This is a genomic window from Jiella marina, assembly GCF_024359545.1.
GTDB lineage: Bacteria > Pseudomonadota > Alphaproteobacteria > Rhizobiales > Rhizobiaceae > Jiella.
Map to the genome: position 1 here is coordinate 99,258 of NZ_JAKQZG010000007.1, position 16,757 is coordinate 116,014.

The 16,757-nt window shown below is 64.4% G+C and carries 16 protein-coding genes; 1 reads left to right on the top strand and 15 read right to left on the bottom strand.

Going from position 1 to position 16,757, the window contains the following annotated elements:
• Positions 1-208: 208 nt before the first annotated feature.
• The 8 genes from MF134_RS13615 to MF134_RS13650 all read right to left on the bottom strand — a co-directional run bounded on the left by MF134_RS13615 (position 209) and on the right by MF134_RS13650 (position 8,097).
• Complete coding sequence (locus tag MF134_RS13615; RefSeq protein WP_255340018.1) at positions 209-508, bottom strand: putative quinol monooxygenase; 300 nt, start codon at positions 506-508, stop codon at positions 209-211.
• Entirely contained in the window at positions 508-2,022 is a 1,515-nt protein-coding gene (locus MF134_RS13620) for an amidase (protein ID WP_255340019.1), read from the bottom strand. The genes MF134_RS13615 and MF134_RS13620 overlap by 1 nt, the downstream gene beginning before the upstream one ends.
• Before the next feature lie 154 nt (positions 2,023-2,176).
• Positions 2,177-2,878: an ABC transporter ATP-binding protein gene (locus tag MF134_RS13625; protein WP_255340020.1), complete on the bottom strand. Its 702-nt coding sequence runs from the start codon at positions 2,876-2,878 to the stop codon at positions 2,177-2,179.
• Positions 2,875-3,603 (bottom strand): ATP-binding cassette domain-containing protein, encoded by a 729-nt coding sequence (locus MF134_RS13630; protein WP_255340021.1) that lies wholly within the window; start codon positions 3,601-3,603, stop codon positions 2,875-2,877. Before MF134_RS13630 ends, MF134_RS13625 begins: the two co-directional genes overlap by 4 nt.
• 5 nt (positions 3,604-3,608) lie before the next feature.
• A complete protein-coding gene (locus tag MF134_RS13635) occupies positions 3,609-4,673 on the bottom strand; it encodes an ABC transporter permease subunit (RefSeq protein WP_255340022.1) in 1,065 nt (354 codons plus the stop codon).
• Positions 4,674-4,676: 3 nt separating this feature from the next.
• Positions 4,677-5,543, bottom strand: a complete 867-nt coding sequence (locus tag MF134_RS13640; protein WP_255340023.1) for a branched-chain amino acid ABC transporter permease — start codon at positions 5,541-5,543, stop codon at positions 4,677-4,679.
• Between the two features lie 169 nt (positions 5,544-5,712).
• The gene (locus tag MF134_RS13645; protein WP_255340024.1) at positions 5,713-6,954 is read right to left on the bottom strand and encodes an urea ABC transporter substrate-binding protein; all 1,242 of its coding nucleotides are present in this window, start codon (positions 6,952-6,954) and stop codon (positions 5,713-5,715) included.
• A gap of 105 nt (positions 6,955-7,059) precedes the next feature.
• The gene (locus tag MF134_RS13650; protein ID WP_255340025.1) at positions 7,060-8,097 is read right to left on the bottom strand and encodes a substrate-binding domain-containing protein; all 1,038 of its coding nucleotides are present in this window, start codon (positions 8,095-8,097) and stop codon (positions 7,060-7,062) included.
• Positions 8,098-8,410: 313 nt separating this feature from the next.
• Here MF134_RS13650 and MF134_RS13655 point away from each other — a divergent pair, with 313 nt between their 5' ends.
• Entirely contained in the window at positions 8,411-8,836 is a 426-nt protein-coding gene (locus MF134_RS13655) for a MarR family winged helix-turn-helix transcriptional regulator (RefSeq protein WP_255340026.1), read from the top strand.
• 23 nt (positions 8,837-8,859) lie between these two features.
• Here the strand turns inward: MF134_RS13655 and MF134_RS13660 are convergent, their stop codons facing one another.
• The 7 genes from MF134_RS13660 to MF134_RS13690 form a co-directional block, all read right to left on the bottom strand.
• On the bottom strand, positions 8,860-10,587 hold the full coding sequence (locus MF134_RS13660) for a nitrilase-related carbon-nitrogen hydrolase (RefSeq protein WP_255340027.1): 1,728 nt from the start codon (positions 10,585-10,587) through the stop codon (positions 8,860-8,862).
• Between the two features lie 390 nt (positions 10,588-10,977).
• Positions 10,978-11,976: an acetamidase/formamidase family protein gene (locus tag MF134_RS13665; protein WP_255340028.1), complete on the bottom strand. Its 999-nt coding sequence runs from the start codon at positions 11,974-11,976 to the stop codon at positions 10,978-10,980.
• Between the two features lie 56 nt (positions 11,977-12,032).
• Complete coding sequence (locus MF134_RS13670) at positions 12,033-12,755, bottom strand: ABC transporter ATP-binding protein (RefSeq protein WP_255340029.1); 723 nt, start codon at positions 12,753-12,755, stop codon at positions 12,033-12,035.
• On the bottom strand, positions 12,748-13,464 hold the full coding sequence (locus tag MF134_RS13675; protein ID WP_255340030.1) for an ABC transporter ATP-binding protein: 717 nt from the start codon (positions 13,462-13,464) through the stop codon (positions 12,748-12,750). The genes MF134_RS13670 and MF134_RS13675 overlap by 8 nt, the downstream gene beginning before the upstream one ends.
• Positions 13,464-14,540 carry an ABC transporter permease subunit gene (locus MF134_RS13680; protein WP_255340031.1) on the bottom strand — a complete coding sequence of 359 codons (1,077 nt, stop codon included), beginning with the start codon at positions 14,538-14,540 and terminating at the stop codon, positions 13,464-13,466. The genes MF134_RS13675 and MF134_RS13680 overlap by 1 nt, the downstream gene beginning before the upstream one ends.
• Position 14,541: 1 nt before the next feature.
• Positions 14,542-15,414: an ABC transporter permease subunit gene (locus tag MF134_RS13685; protein ID WP_255340032.1), complete on the bottom strand. Its 873-nt coding sequence runs from the start codon at positions 15,412-15,414 to the stop codon at positions 14,542-14,544.
• Positions 15,415-15,547: 133 nt separating this feature from the next.
• Positions 15,548-16,693 carry an urea ABC transporter substrate-binding protein gene (locus MF134_RS13690; RefSeq protein WP_255340148.1) on the bottom strand — a complete coding sequence of 382 codons (1,146 nt, stop codon included), beginning with the start codon at positions 16,691-16,693 and terminating at the stop codon, positions 15,548-15,550.
• Positions 16,694-16,757: the final 64 nt, after the last annotated feature.

Below are 16,757 nucleotides of genomic sequence, written 5' to 3' on the forward strand. Positions count from 1 at the left end.
GCTCGGTCACCTTGGTTGAACGCGGGCGTCAGGAGGACATGCCAATCGAGTGGGCACACCGAACGCCGTTGCTGTGCACTCGGCGATTATGATCGTGGTGCTTCGACCAGAGCACGTTCCGGCTGGGGTCGGCTGACCGGCGGTTCGCCTGAATGCACCACCCCTACCGGCACTGGAAATAATCATGTCGACCATTGCGATGGGTTCGTCAGGTCTTCCTGGAAAATTCCTCCGCCGTCACCAGCACGACCTCGCCGTCGAGAATCGGCTTGGCGATGGCGAAAAATTTCGCCACCGCTTCCGAGCCGTTGTGCCGATCCATCGCGGCCGTATCGGCGAAGCGCTCATAGGTCGTGAAACGGCACGGGTCTTCGGCATCCTGGGAGAGGAAGAAGTCGAGCGTCTCCGGCTCGCTCGCCTGGACATGGGCGGCGACGTCGAGGAGGGCGGCCTTCATGACCGCCTCCTCGCCCGCCTTCACGCGAATGACCGCGGTTATGGTCGGCATCAGAGCGCTTTCCAGTCGACGCCGGACTCGAAGGCGGCAGCGGCCTGATAGATCGTCGCTTCCGCGTAGTCCTTGCCCACCAGCATCATCCCGACGGGCAGGCCGTCGACGAGGCCGCAGGGGATCGACATGGCCGGATGGCCGGTCACGTCGAACGGGCAGGTGGCGGCGACCATCTCGAAGGCGCGCGTGACGATCTCTTCCAGCGGTGCGTCCTTGCCGGGCAGCTTGCTCGCGACCATGGGCAGGGTCGGCATCACCAGGAGGTCGTAGCGGGAGAAGGTCTCGTCATAGGCGGCCTTCATCTTGCGCGACAGGTTCTGGGCCTTGGCATAGTATCGACCGCGATAATGGCTGAGGCCCCACTGGCCGACGAGCATCGAGATCTTGAGGGTCTTCGACAATTCGTCCGCCCGCGACGTCCAGGCGGAATGGGCGTCGAGAAGGGCGACGTCGTACTGGCCCTTCCAGTTGAAGCCCATGCCGTTGCCGATCATCATCTGGGCGGTCAGGCCTTCCAGCGCGATCGGCTGCCATACGGCAGCGGTGAGGCTGTGTTCGGGAAGCGAGACCTCCTCGACCACGGCCCCCATGCCGCCAAGCTTGGCGACGGCGTCCTTCACCTTGTCGGCGACCGCTTCCTGCATGTTGGGCAGGGTGAAGCCCTCGGTCAGGATGCCGATCTTCAGGCCGTCCACGCCCTTGCCGAGCGCTGCCGTATAGGCCTCCACTTTCGGGGCGTACTGGCGCGGGTCGAGCCCGTCGGCGCCCGCCAGGACTTCCAGCAGAAGCGCATTGTCGGCGACATTCGCCGTCATCGGGCCGGTGTGGTCGATCGTGGTCTCGATCGGCATCACGCCGGTATAGGGCACGAGGCCGTGGGTCGCCTTCATGCCGTAGATGCCGCAATAGGCGGCGGGAATGCGGATCGAACCGCCCTGATCCCCGCCGATCGCCATGTCGACTTCGCCCGCGGCGACCAGCGCGCCGCTGCCCGAGGACGAGCCACCGGCCGAATAGCCCATCTTGTGGGGGTTGTGCACCGGACCCGGATCGGAGGTGTGACTGCCGCCGGACAGGCAGAAATGCTCGCAGACCGCCTTGCCCTTGATGGTCGCGCCGGCATCCAGCATGCGCGTGACGATGGTGGCGTCGATCGTCGGGACGAAGCCTTCCAGCGTCGCCGCACCGTTCATCATCGGGACGCCGGCAAGCGCCACATTGTCCTTCAGAACGACCGTCTTGCCGTCGAGCTTGCCGCCGGGCTTGCCCTTGATCTCGCTCTTGTAGGTCCAGGCATTGTACTTGTTCTCCTCGCCGACCGGCCGATAGCCGGGAACGCGGGGATAGGTCACCGGCGCGACGTAGTCGGGCAAGGCGTCGACCAGATCATAGGCGTCGAAATTCGCGCCCATGAGGGCGAGATAATCGGCCGCTTCCTCGATCGTGAACGTCATGCCGAGATCGGCGGCCATGGCCTGGACCTGTTCGACATTCGGACGGGTGATGGGCATGAAGTTTCTCCCTTTCGTTGGATGCGTTCAATGAAGACCGGGACGCCAATGCCTTGCGGCGACGCGTCTGCAAGTTTCAGGGCCGGAGCCCCTCGGCGTTTCGTTTCACGGTCGGGTGTCAAACCCGGACCGGCTTCGGCGCGCTCGCCCGAGTTCAGGCGACTTCCATGCCGACATTTCCGGACAGCAGCGCTTCACGGTCGATCTCACCGGTGATCCGGCCCTTCTGGATGTTGAGGACGCGGTCCGACAGCGAGGTAATGAAATCGAGATTCTGCTCGACGATGATCATCGAGAGCGACCAGCGTTCGCGCAGGATCTTCAGCGTCTCGATCATCTCCTCGATGATCGAGGGCTGAATGCCTTCGGTCGGTTCGTCGAGCAGGATGAGCTTGGGTCTTGCGCACAGGCAGCGGGCGAGGGCCAGAAGCTGCTGCTCGCCGCCCGACAGCGCGCCGCCGCGCCGGTCGAGAAGGCGCACGAGGCGGGGGAAGTCTTCGAGCACGCCGTCGATCACACCGCGGTCCTCGCGCTTGGCCGCGGCGAGGCCCATTCGCAGATTCTCCATGACCGTCAGCGCGGGGAAGATCTCCCGGCCCTGGGGCACGAGACCGAGGCCGAGACGCGAGCGCTGATGGGCCGCCATCCTGGTGACGTCGGTGCCGCCGAAGTGCACGGTCCCACCGCTCGCCGGAAGCGAGCCCATGATGGTGCGCATCAGGGTCGTCTTGCCCATGCCGTTATGGCCGAGAATGCCGAGGAACTCGCCTTCGGCCATGGCGAAGTTGACGCCGGACAGGATCGGCACGCGTCCATAGCCGGCGCGCAGATCGGTGGTTTCAAGAAGCGTGCTCATGCCGCCACCTTCTTGCCGAGATAGACGTCGCGCACCCGGCTGTCGGCGAGCACCGCCTCGACGCTCTCCTCGATCAGGATGCGTCCCTGGTGGAAGACCGTCACCGTCCTGGCGATCATCTTGATGAACTCCATGTCGTGCTCGACGACGATCAGCGCGCGGGTCTTGTTGATCTCGCGGATGATTTCGGCGGTGCGGACGGTCTCTTCGTCGGTCATACCGGCGGCCGGTTCGTCGAGAAGGATCAGCTCCGGCTCGGCGGCGAGCACCGTGCCGATCTCCACCCATTGGCGCTGGCCATGGGAGAGCTGGCCGACGATCGCATGGGCGAGATCGGTGAGCTGGATGCGTTCGAGCACCTCCTCGACGATCTTGCGGGTGGCCTGGCGCGTGGCAGTGCGCTGGGCGGCGAGCCAGATGTTTTCTCGCACGGACAGGCCGTTGAAGACGTTGGGGATCTGCGTCTTGATGCCGATCCCGAGCCGGGCGATCTCGTGGGAGGCATGACCGGCGATCGGATGCTCGCGAAAGCGGATCGTGCCTTCGCTCGGGGTGAGCTGGCCCGTCAGCATCTTGAAGAAGGTGCTCTTGCCGGCGCCGTTCGGGCCGATGAGACAGCGCAGCTCCATTTCGTCGAGGGTGAAATTGACGTCGTCATTGGCGACCACCCCGCCGAAGCGCATGGTCAGATTGCGGGTTTCGAGAAGGGGAGGGATGGTCGACATGGCGCTCACTCCGCTCCCACGGGCTGTCCCGCGGCCAGATCGTTGCGCTTCGCCTCGGCGCCCTTGCGGCGGGCATCACCGACAAGGTGCCAGCCGGACAGGATCAGATTGCGAAGCGTCGGGACCAAGCCTTTGGGCAGGAGGACGACGAAGACGACCAGGATGGCGCCGAGGATGAGGTTGGAATTGAAGCTCTGCTGGGAGCCGATCTGGGAGACCAGATACTGGATCAGGAAGCAGCCCACGACCGGCCCGATCAGCGTGCCGAGACCGCCGATGCAGATCCAGATAATGATCTCGGCCGACAGCGACAGGGCGAAGATCGTCGGTCCGACGAAGGCGCCCCAATTGACGTAGAGCGCGCCGGCGAGCCCGGCGATGGCGCCGCCGAGGACGAAGACCCAGAGCTTCACCACGCGCGGATCGTAGCCCAGAAGCGCCGCTCGCGTCTCGTTCTCGCGCACGGCGACGGCGACCCGGCCGAAGCGGCTGCGCAGGAGAAGGCGCAGCCCGACATAGACCGCGATCAGCACGCCGCCGGTGACATACCAGGAGTGCTCGGGAAACAGGATTCCCGAAGGGTCGAACGGCATGTTGAAGGTCGGCACCGCCGGCATGCCGTTGAAGCCGCCCAGCCGGGCCACGCCGATCGTGTATTCGTCGCCCGCCGTCGAGTTGAAGACGTTGAACAGGATCAGCGTCACGGTGAGGGTGATGACGCCGAGATAGACGTCGCTGATCCGGCCATAGAAGACGAAATAGCCGAGCGCGAGCGCGAACAGGCTCGGCACGATGATGGCCATCAGGATCGCCGGTGTGGAATCGCCGAAATTGATTGCCGCGACGGCATAGGCGTAGGCGCCGAGGCCGAAGAACGCCGTCTGGCCGAAGCACAGGATGCCGCCGAAGCCCCAGATGAAGCCGAGGCTGAGTGCGAGCACCGCCATGGAGGCGAACAGGGTGAACTGCATCAGCTGAAACAGGTCGACATAGCCCGGCATGAGGGCGACGGCGATGCAGGCCACGAGGACGGCGGCGATCTGGACGGAGAGCTTGGCGGTGTCGGACATGGCTCAGACGGTCCCCTTGAAGAAGCGGCCGGAAATGCCCTGGGGCAGGAGCCGGATCAGCACGATGGCGGAGAGGAAGAGGATCACCTCGCCATAGACGGGCGTGGTGAAATAGGCGCCGAGCTGGTTGACGAAGCCGAAGAGACCCGAGGCTGAGAGCGTGCCGGAAATGATCGCGGCCCCGCCGCCGACGACGGTGATGAAGGCCTTGGCGACATAGGCGCCGCCCATCACCGGCGTGATGCCGGAGACCGGCGCGAGCACGCCGCCGGCCAGCCCCGTGACCGCCGCGCCCAGGCTGAAGGTCGCCATGTAGACATGGGTCGGATTGACCCCGAGAACCGCCGCCATGTCAGGGTTCTGCATCACCGCCCGGGCGATCAGCCCGTAGCGCGTGTAGCGCAGGACGGCATAGACGATCGCCATCATCACGATCGCGACGGCGAGCAGGAACAGCGTGTACCAGGAGGTCCGGTAGTCTCCGATCGAGAAGCCGCCGAGCGGCGTCGGGACACCCTGCATGGTGTTGCCGAAGATCGTCGTGACGATCCCGATGATCAGAAGGCTGAGTCCCCAGGTCGCCAGCATGGAATCCACCAGCCGTCCATACAGGAAGCGGACCAGGCAACGCTCGACTAGCAGCCCGACCAGGCCGACGAAGAGCGGCGCGACGACCAGCATCGCGATCCAGATGTTCACCCCGGCATTGGCGGAAAGCACGGCCGCATAGGCGCCGAGCATGACGAACTCGCCGTGAGCGAGATTGATGATCCGCATCATCCCGAAGATGATCGCAAGGCCCAGGCACAGCAGAAACAGGGATGCGGCGCCGTTGATGACGTTGAGCGCCAGGAGGGCGGCAAGGTCCATGTCGGTCACGTCCGATCGAAAGAGGAAGCCGGGGCGGCTGGCACGCCGGTCGAAGAGGCAAACCCGCCTATCCGACCGAACCGCGCCTTGCTCTGGTGATCGACAGGGTGGGACGATGCTGGCGTGTCGCCCCGGTCCGCCAGCCCGCCGCCACCCTGCGCGGTGATCGTCAGCTATCGATGTCGATCACATATTGCTGGTTGTCGTTCGGATTCTCGGCCAGATTGCAGACCATGGCGGTGTCGGACGGCTGAACGTCCTGGAACGTCTCGAGCACGTTCCACTTCCGGTCCTGAACCTGTGCGAGATAGGCGTTGCGGACGGTGTGATGGGTCGGCCCGTCGAGGGTGACCTCGCCACTGGGACCCTTGTAGGAAATGCCGCTTTCCAGCGCCTCGATCACCTTCATCCGGTCGAGCGTGCCGGCCTTCTTGACGCCTTCGGCCCAGAGATAGACGCCCTCATAGGTCGTGGCCGTGAGTTCGCTGATGTAGGGGATCTCGGCCCAGCGGGACTTCAGCTTGTCGACGAAAGCCGTGCTTTCGGGCGTCTCCAGCTCCTCGTAATAGCCGTAGCAGCCATAGATGTCCTTGCTCACCGAGGCATCGACCGTCGAGGGCTCGTTGACGAGACCGAAAGTGGTGGAGGCGATCGGGATCTGGCCCTTCATGCCGGCGGATTCCCACTGGCGGTAGAAGGAGACGTGGTTGCCGCCGACGAGGGCCGAGAGGATCAGGTCGGGCTTGGCGGCCTGGATCTTGGAGATGGTCGGGCCGAAATTGGTGACGTCCAGCGGGAAGAAGTCGACGGAGAGGATCTCGCCGCCATTGTCGCGCATGTATTTCGTCATCCACTTGGCGGTGATCTGGCCGTAATTGTAGTCGGCCGCCAGGATGTAGGCCTTCTTGCCGCTGTTCTTCATGGCGAAGGGAACGAGCTTCTCGACCGTCTGGGCCGGCGTCGTTCCGGTGCAGAAGACGTTCCGGTCGCATACGCCGCCCTCATAGAGCACGTTGTAGAAATAGAGCACCTGGAAGCGGTCGAAGGTCGGCCGGATCGCTTCGCGCGACGCCGAGGTGATGCCGCCGTGAACCACGTCCACCCGGTCCTTCAAGGCCAGTTGCTGGGCGTATTGCGAATAGAGCTGGATGTTCGACTGGGTGTCGTACTGGATGAGCTCCAGCGGCCGGCCGAGCAGGCCGCCGGCTTCGTTGATTTCGTCGATCGCAAGCTGGATCGCCGCGACCATGGTGACGCCCGATGACGCGATCGCGCCGGACTGGTCGAGCAGGCTGCCGACCCTGATCGGATCGTCGGCGCCGAAAGCATAGCGCGTCGAAATCGCCGGGCTCGCCAGGACCGCGGAGGCGGCCATCGTGGAGTGCAGGAACTTGCGGCGCGAAATTGTCATCGTGGAATTTCCCTTCGTGACCCGGAACGGCAACGGACAGGAATATTTGAAAACACAAATTTTGAAATTGCAAATGTTTTTTGCGCTGCGAAAGCGTTCTTGAGCTCAGCGGATCATGCGGAGTTCCAGCCCGTCGACCGCGGCGAGATGGATCTGCTGGCGCTGGCCGGCGATATTGGGGGCGTCGGAGCCGCGCGCGGTCTTCCGCTGACAGGTTTGGCCCAGCCGGTCGACGACCGCCGGAACGGCCAGATCCCCTGCGGCTTCCGCCAGAGCGAGCAGGCAGTAGATGCCCTCGTAGCAGGATTGACCGAAGGCGTTTGCGGGCGGCGGCGTCTCGCCGAACCGCGAATGGTAGCGCTCGAGAAACCCCTGATTGTTGCGGGAATCGAGTGAGCCGAAATAGCCCGAAGACAAATACAAATTCTCTGTCGCGTCGGGCCCGATGCCGTAGAGCACCGTTTCGTCGATCGCGGAGGAAAAGCGCAGGGTCGTCGCCGCCAGACCGGTCTCGGCGAAGGCCCGGTTGAACAACACCGCCTCGGCGCCGAGGAAATAGGGCACGACCACCTCGGCCCGGCTCGCGCGGATCTCAGTGAAGATCGAGTCGTAATCCTCGAAGCCGAAGGGGCATATTCTTTCGCCGACGATCTCACCGCCGCGTGCGGCGATGATGCGCCGTGCCGTCGCCAGGGTCTGGCGCGGCCAGACATAGTCGTTGCCGCAGAGATAGTAGCGCGTCGCCCGCTTCTGTTCGAACAGCCAGTCGATGCCGGGCTCCAGCAGTTCGTGGGAGGTTTCGCCCACCGTGACGATCGCCCGGTCGCGTTCGCGCCCCTCGAATTGCGGCGTATAGATGAAGGGCACGCGTCCCGCGATCGCCCTGGAAATGGAGGCGCGCTGGTAACTCGGCACCATGCCGACAACGGCGTCGATCTCGTCGAACTCGATCGGCAGATCGATCGCTTCGGCCGCACTCGCCGGACTTTGCCCCGCGTCGATGACCGTGAGCTCGACTTCATTTCCGAGGAGGCCGTAATAGGCGTTGATCTCCTCGACGGCGAGCCTGGCACAGGCTTCCGACGATGGCGCCCAGATTCCCGATGCGCCGCTCTGGGCTATCAAGAGTCCGATCCGGATCAATCGCTGCTCCCGCTGCCGGAGGGTGGTGCAGGGACGCATGGCAGTCGGGCGCATGCGACCCTGACGAGTCGCTTGGCATGTTTCGTGCCATCGCGAGCCGAACGGAGGAGCCCCGCAGGACCGGGGGTCTCACCCGGCGATCCGTATGTTTTCTCGACAGAAAAGCTTGTCGGTTAGGCAAGTTGCGCGAATTGGCGGCATGGCGGTCATGGCAGCGCTCTGGTCTGCGGCCGGGCCGAAAACGTCGCTTTTGAAATTGCCTCTGGTGACGCCTCCGAATATATGAAAATTCCAGTATATCGGAGAATCTGTCATGAATGGCGCGCCTGAGGCCGGCCCGATCGACCTGTCTGACCTGATTGCCGGGGTCAATCGGCGTCTCGAAACCGCCGTGGAGACGCGACTGAAGCCCGCTGGCGTTCGGATCGAGCAATATCGGGTGATGGTGGCGCTCGATCGCCGGGACGGACAGTCGATGGGCGAACTCGCGCCCTCCGTCTTCGTCGATCTGCCGACCTTGACCAAGATCGTCGATCGCATGGTCTCGAACGGGCTGGTCTATCGCGCCCCGGATCCGAAGGATCGGCGCCGGGTGCTGGTCTTTCTTGCCGACAAGGGACGGCGGGAGTTTCGCGACCTCGTGCCTGTCGTGGAGACGCAGCGCCGCGAGATCATCGACTCGCTCAGCCCCGGCGAAGCCGACCGGCTGAGCGAATTGCTGCGGGGAATCCTGTCTTAAGGGGCTCCGCATCGGCCGTATCGCTAGATGACGAGCGGGACATAGTGCTGGGGCAGGCGCATGAGGACGAGATCCTTGCGCCGGAGCGCGCTGGTCGGATAGGCGCCGCCGAGGGAGCCGGTGTCGATCTCCGCGACAGCGATGGCGCGATTGCCGGAAACCACCGCCTCCTGTCTCGGAAAGAGAAAGGTGTCCGGCCCGAAGATGCCGGAATGGGCCGCCTGGCCGTTCTCGGGCGAGCGGGCATTTGCGAAAGCGAAATGGCAGTTGTTCTCGCCGCCGCGGACGCGAAACTGGTGCCAATGCAGGGGATCGGGACCGGTCGGGATTGGATCGGGCTGAGTGACGTCCGTGCCTTCATGGGCCGAGACAAAGCGACCTGTCACCGCCGCCGGACAGGCGATGACGTCGCAACCTCGGATGGCGAGGACCCGGCCCGCCTCGGGGAAGTTGGCGTCATGGCCGATGAGAAGGCCGAGCCGGGCGAAGGGTAGGTCAAACACCGCCCAATCGTCTCCGGCGCTTGCCCATTCATGGTCTTGGCTCGAAAGATGCGTCTGCCGATATCGGCCAACGACGCCCTCGGGCCCGACGAGGACCGCGCTGTTCCAGACGGCGTCTTCAGAGCGCTCGGCGAAACCTGCGACGATGAAGAGCTTTGCCTTTGCTGCGATCTCGGCGAGCCGGGCGATCGCCAGATGATCGAGCCCGATCGCGCTGGCCGCCGGATTCTCGAGACCCGTGAGTGCCCGCTCCGGCAGGACCAGGAGTTCGGCGCCTTCGCTCGCTGCGTCCTCGGCGATCCGGGCGATCTCCTGCAAATTCGCCTCGCCGTCTTCACCTGGTGCGAACTCGCCGACCGCGATCTTCGCCTTTCGGCCCTGCGGCAGCGGCTCATGGCCGTAGAGCGAAAAGAAATCCGACGGATTCCAGGAAAACGTGTTGGTCATCAGTTCCTTGTAGAGCTCCGGCCGGCGCTGGCTGAGCACCGGCTCGCCGCGCATCGCGCGCTCTCGGGCAAGGGCGGGATCGATCGTTGCGGTGATGACGCCGTCGCCGCCGTCGATCACGGCGAGCATTTCGGCGTCGGGTCCGATGATGCAGCTGCCGCCGGAAAACTGCACGCCGCGCTCCAACCCCCAGCGATTGCTCTCGATCAGATAGCAGCCATTCTCGAAGGCGCGGTTGATCCAGTAGGGGGCGGGCGTGCGTTCGGCGAGCCAGTTGGAGATGTGGCAGATGACGTCGGCGCCGCCGAGGGCGGAGAGGCGCGCCGTCTCGATGAAATGGATGTCCATGCAGATCAGGAGGGCGATGCGGCCAATCTCGGTGTCGAACACCTGATGGCCGAGATCGCCGCTCGCGGCCCATTTCGGCTCGGAAATGTAGGGGTGGGTCTTGCGATGGACGCCGACGACGCCCTCGGGCCCGATCAGGACGGCGGAGTTGTAATAGAGATCGGTCGCGGGATCGATTTCGGGCATGCCGATGACGATGAAGACACCCCTCCGCTTCGCGATCGCGGCAAAGCGAGCCGTCGTCGGCCCGGGCACCGGTTCGACGAACGGGGCGACCTCCTTGCGGTCGTACCAGCAATAGCCGGTGGTCCCCATCTCCGGCGTCACGATCAGCCGGGCGCCTTGGTCGGCGGCTTCCTCCACGAGCCGGCCGAGCGCTTCGATGTTGCGCTCCTTGTCGCCCATGGCGGGCTCGAACTGGACGGCGGCAGCCTGGAAAGGGGGAGGGGTCATCGCTTGGTGCCTTGGGTTGGAGGGGAATAGGTTCCTCGCCCGCGCGTCCGGATGGTTGCGCGGAGAAGGCGTTCGCGTGTGGGATGAGGCGTCGCGCATGGTGGGAGCCGAGGGTGGCTCTCGGCTCGATGCCTCGGGCCTATGGATGCGCCCGATTGCGGCGCACTCTTGGATCTGCAAACCAGTCCGGGTCGGCAGGTGAACGCCCTCGCCCTTCGACAAGCTCAGGGTGAGGGCTTCGGCAGATGCGGTGCATCGACTGCGGTTTTCAGCCTTATGCTCTTATCCTCGGGGCCAGTCCTCCAACACCCTCATGGTGAGCCTGTCGAACCATAGGGATCCAGAGCGCACCAAGAGAGGCGGAGCGACGCTGGCCCATAGCCAAACGCCTCAGGCAGCGATCCCCGAAATCGACTTCAGAACCGACGCCCCGATCGTGTATTTCGGGTCGACCATGTTGCCCAGCCGGATGCGGCCGCATTGGGTGAGGAGCATGTAGGCGTCGATCTCGTCGAAGCCGAAATCGGATGCCATCCAGCGGATCAACTCGCGATAGGCGCCGCGCGCGGCGTCCTCCATCGGACGCGACGAGCCGATCGTCATGTAGAATTTCTCGTTTTCCAGCCGCGGCGTCTTGATCGTCCAGCCCTTGATCAGGTCGACGCGCAGGGTCGTGACGGTCGGATGCTCGATGGCGACGCCGCAAAGCTCGCCGTCGCCCTGGGCGGCGTGGCAATCGCCGACGTAGAGATAGGCGCCCTTGGTGTTGACCGGCAGATAGATCACGGCGCCGGGGGCGACGTCCGGCAGGTCCATATTGCCGCCGTAATAGTCCGGGACGAGGGAGGAGATCGCCTCGATCTCCGGCGCGGTGCCGATGGTGCCGATGAAGGGCTCGTAGGGCAGCGTGATCCGGTCGTTCCAGACCGTGCCCTTTTCCTCGGTGATTTCCAGCTTCCTGACCCGCTCCGGCAGGGCAGGGGTGATCATCGCCGTGTCGCCGGTCGGAACGAGGCCGCCGAATTCCGGCATGATCACGGTCGTGCCCCGTGGCTGCGGCCCGCGCGGGACGACGCTTTCGATATAGACGGCGAGGCAGTCGCCCTTCTCGGCGCCATTGACGTAGATCGGGCCGTTCTGCGGATTGAGATAGGGAAAGTTGAGAATCTCGCTCGGCTTGTCGGTCTCAGACTGGATCGCACCCTCGAAAGCGTCGTGGGTCTCGGCCGAGACGACCGCGCCGGGGTCGATGGTCAGGACCGGCTCGACGAAGGCGCCGTAGACATAGTGATACTTGCCCTGGCTCGCCTCGGTGATGGAATGGCTCGTGAGGGCCTTGCCCTTTGCAACGGCCTTGCGGGCCATGATGGAATCGTCGAACCAGCTCATGGATCTTTCCTCTCTTGACGTCGAAGTTTGATTGACGGCTCGTTTCATGCGAGATGCTAGACCGCCAGATGCCGCCGGACTGTCTCCCGATCTTCCAGCGCTTCCCGGCCGATCTCGGCGGTGAAGACGCCCTTGTCCATGACATAGCACCGCCCCGCCATCGCGCGGATCATGTCGAGATTCTGCTCGACGAAGACGACGGTGATGCCGGTGTCACGGTTCAGTTCGACCATGATGCGCGCGATGTCCTGGACGATGTTCGGCTGAATGCCTTCCGAAGGCTCGTCGAGCAGGATCAGGTCCGGCCCACCCATCAGCACGCGGCCGATGGCAAGCTGCTGCTGCTGACCGCCCGACAGCGTGCCGGCGCGCTGATTGCGCCGCTCTTCGAGGATCGGGAAGTAGCCGTAGATCGTCTCGATGCGGGCCTGTGCTTCCTTGTCGCCCGAGCCGTCGATCGACTGTCCAACGAGGAGGTTTTCGTAGACACTCATGCGCGGAAACACGTCGCGTCCCTGTGGCACGTAACCGATGCCGAGCCGCGCCCGGCGGTGGGCGGAAAGTCCGTTGACCTCCGCGCCTTCGAACAACACGCTCCCCTGCTGCGGCGGCAGGAGACCGATCAGGCTCTTCATCAGCGTCGACTTGCCGACGCCATTGCGCCCGATCACCGCGACGATCTCGCCTTGGCGGACCGACAGATCGACCCCCTGCAGCACCGGCTTGCCGCCATAGCCGGCCCAAAGGCCCATGGTTTCGAGGAGAACTTCCTTACGCATCGACTTCGCCCAGATAGATCGCCGCCACGCGCTCGTCGGCGACGATCTCGTCGATCGTGCCCTGCGCGAAGATCTTGCCGAAATGCAGAACCGTGACCTTCTGGGCGATCTGGCGCACAAAGGCCATGTCGTGCTCGACCGCGAGAACGCTGACACCCTCGGCGTTCAGCGCCTTCACCATCTCGCCGGTGGCATGGGTCTCGTCCGGTGTCATGCCGGCGGTCGGTTCGTCGAGGAGGAGGAGCTTCGGTTTCAGCGCGATCGCCATGCCGATCTCCAGCCATTGCTTCTGACCATGGCTGAGCGAGCCTGCAAGCTGCTTCTCGGCGTCCTTCAGTTTGAGGAACTCCAGGAGCCGGTCGATCTCCTCATTCAGGCCGGCGCCTTCGAGATGATGCTGCAGGGCGATCTGAAGGTTCTGGCGCACGCGCAGTGCCTGGAAGATGCCCGGCACCTGGAACTTCACGGAAATGCCGCGGCGGACCCGTTCGAAGGGTTTCGCCCTGGTGATCTCCTCGCCGTCATAGAGGATCGTGCCGCCGGACGGCGTGTGCTCGCCCAGCACCAGCTTGAAGAAGGTGCTCTTGCCGGCGCCGTTCGGGCCGATCAGGCAGTGGACCTCGCCCTTTTCCAGGGCGAAATCGACATTGTCGGTGACGTGCAGGCCGCCGAACCACTTGTCGAGCTTGCGGGTTTCGAGGATCGCCATCACGCGCGCTCCCTCGCCAGGCGTCGCCGCAGGCCCTTGGAAAACAGGGAGCCGACGGTGATGAAGATGCCGCTCGGCGCAAGCAGGATGGTGACGACGAGCAGGAAGCCCATCATCACAAGCGCATACTGACTTCCGTAGATCGTCAGATACTGGAAGCCCGCGAGCACCAGCAGCGTGCCGAAGAGCGTCGTCGTCAGGTCGCTGCGTCCGCCGACCGCGACCCAGACGACAGGGAGGGCGGCCGCCGACATGCCCATGGAGGACGGCGTGATGTAGTTGCCCCAGGCGGTGTAGAGAACGCCCGAAAGGCCCGCCAATCCGGAACCGATGACGAAGGCGCCGAGCTGATAGCGGCGGATGTCGTAGCCAAGCATCTCGGCGCGCTGCGGGTTCTCGCGGATCGCCACCAGCACGTTGCCCATGCGCGAGTTCACCAGCATCCGAAGCGCGAGATAGGCGATCACCAGAAGCGCCAGCGTCATGTAGTAGAGCGTCACGTCGGGATAGAGCACGATGTCGCCGCCCGGCCATGGAATGGTGAGCGAGGGCATGCCGCCCATACCGTTGAAGCCGTTGAGGCGGGCCGAGCCGATCGCCCATTCCGGCCCCGCCGTCTGGGACATGAAGCGTTCCAGTACCAGCGTCACCGACAGGGTGACGATGCCGAGGAAGACGCCGCTGATCCTGCCGAAGAACAGGAAGTAGCCCAGCACGGCCGCAAACAGCGCCGAGATTCCGACAGCGGCGAGAAGCGAGAAGAAGGTCAGCCCGTAGGCGTCGCCGAGATTGATGGTCAACACGCCATAGGCATAGCCGGCGACGCCGAAGAAGGCGGTCTGGCCGAAAGAGAGCGCGCCGCCATAGCCCCAGATCAGGCTGAGGCCCAGCGCCATGAAGGTCCAGTTGAAGAAGTAGACATTGTTGCCGACGTCATAGCCATCGGCAAACATCGGATAGATGCAGGCGAGGATCAGGACTACGGCGAAGGCGGACCAGAAACCGGGCCCCTTGCCGAGGGTCTGCGGGCCTTCGAGAAGCCTGAAGGTCGAGATGATGGAGTTACGCGAAGACACGTCAGGCCCTTTCCCGCAGGATGAAGCCGGTCAGGCCCCGCGGCAGAATGCGAATGACGATAATGACGGCGACGAGGAGGCCGATCTGCCCGGCAAGCTGCCCCTGCCAGGAGGTCAGCCCCGCCTTCACCACCGCGAGGATCGCGGCAGCCGGCGCCGTGCCGAGAAAGATGTCGGCGCCGCCGACGACGACCGTGACGAAGGCCTCCACCACAAAGGCCGCGCCCATGGTGGGGACGAGGGTCATGGTCGGCGCGTAGAGGCCGCCGGCGAGCCCGGCCAGAGCCGCCCCGAGGCCGAAGGTCAGGCTGTAGATCATCGGCGTGTTGACGCCCAGCGCCTCGGCGATGTGCGGCACCTGGATCGTCGCCCGGGCGAGGATGCCGAAGCGGGTGCGCGTGAAGATCAGCCAGAGGACGGCGAGCGTCGCGACGGCCGCCGCCATCAGGACGAGGCGGTAGATGGAATAGGAATAGGCGCCGACGGCGAAGCTGCCGAAGGGCGTGCCCGTGCCCGGCATGGTCGAGCCGAGAATGATCAGCGTCCCCTGAGTCGCGATCATCGAGATGCCCCAGGTCACGACGATGGAATCGAGCGGCCGGTTATAGAGATGGCGGATGATCGCCCGCTCCAGCAGCATGCCGACGAGGCCGGCGACGACTGCCCCGAGGAGAATCGCGAAGGGCAGCGGCAGGCCCATCCGCGCGGCACTCGCGGAGACATAGGCGCCGCACAGGATGAACTCGCCATGGGCGAGATTGATGATGCCCATCATGCCGAAGATCACCGCGAGGCCGCAGGCGGAGAGAACGAGAAAGGCGAAGGCGTCGCCGGTCTGGTAGATAAAGGAGAAGAGGCCGGACAGAAAATCCATGGACGGTCCTTCGAGGAAAGGGCGCCGAAGGCCAGGCGGGGCGTGGAGAAGCGTCCGCGCAGTGGCCAGGGAACCGACGCATTCGCGCCGGGGGTGGGAGGGCGCCGATGGCGCTCCTCCCTTGTCGGGTCGATTACTCGGAAGCCGGCGGCGGGTTCGACGGCGTGTACTGGGCTTCCGGGTTGCTCTTGGTCAGATCGCAGCCGGCTTCGCCCAGCCAGTAGGGCTTGATGTCCTCCCAGACCTTCGGGAAGGTGATCGAGTGATCTTCCTCGACCCGGGCGAGGTAGATCGTGTGGGACATGTGCTGGCTCTTCGGGTCGATGCAGACATTCCCTTCCGGCGCGTCCATGCAGACGTCGCCCTCGGCGATCACGTCGCGGATCGCGTCATGATCCGTGGTGCCGGCCCGCTCGACCATCTGCTTGTAGAGATAGACGGCGAGGTAGGAATTCTCGGCTTCCTGATTGATGTAGGGCTCGTCCGGGAACTTCGCGCGCCACTTCTCGACGAAGGCCTTGCTCTCCGGATTGTCGATTTCCTCGATCCAGTTCGTCGTCACATACATGTTGGCGAGCGAGGGCGGCTGGAAGCGCTTGTGCTCGTAGCCCTGGCCGACATTGACCGAGGACGCCATCGGCAGGTCGACATTCGCCGAAGCGGCCTGCTCGTAATAGGAGGCCTGGGCCGTGCCGACGAGGAGCGTGACCAGGAAGTCGGCATCCGCCTGCTGGATGTTCTGGATCGTCTGGGAGAACTGCGAGACGCCCAGCGGGATGAACTCCTCGCCGACCATTTCGCCGCCGTTTTCCGCGACGATGTTGCGAACCCATTCGGCCGAGATCTGGCCGAAATTGTAGTCGGCGGCGATCGTGTAGACCTTCTTGCCGTACTTCTCCATCATGTAGGGGATCAGCGTCGAGAACTGCTGTTCGGGCACGGCGCCGGTGACGATCATGTTGGCGTCGCAGACGCCGCCCTCATACTGGTTGTTGTAGAAGGCGAGTCCGTCGAACTGGTCGACGATCGGCCGGTAGGCTTCGCGCGAGGCCGATGAGAAGCCGGCGAAGACCACGTCCACCTTGTCGCGCTGCAGGACGCGGCGCATGAATTCCTGATAGCGACGATTGTCCGACTGGGTGTCGTAGATCACCAGTTCGAGCGGGCGCCCGTTGATGCCGCCGCTTTCGTTGATTTCCTCGGCCGCGAGCTGGATTCCATGCACCTTGCCGATGGTCGCGACGGCGAAGTCGCCGGACTGGTCTTCCAGGACACCCATCTTGATCGGCTCGCCATCCTGGGCGAAGGCCGCCGACGACAAGGCAAAAAGGGTCCCTAGCGCC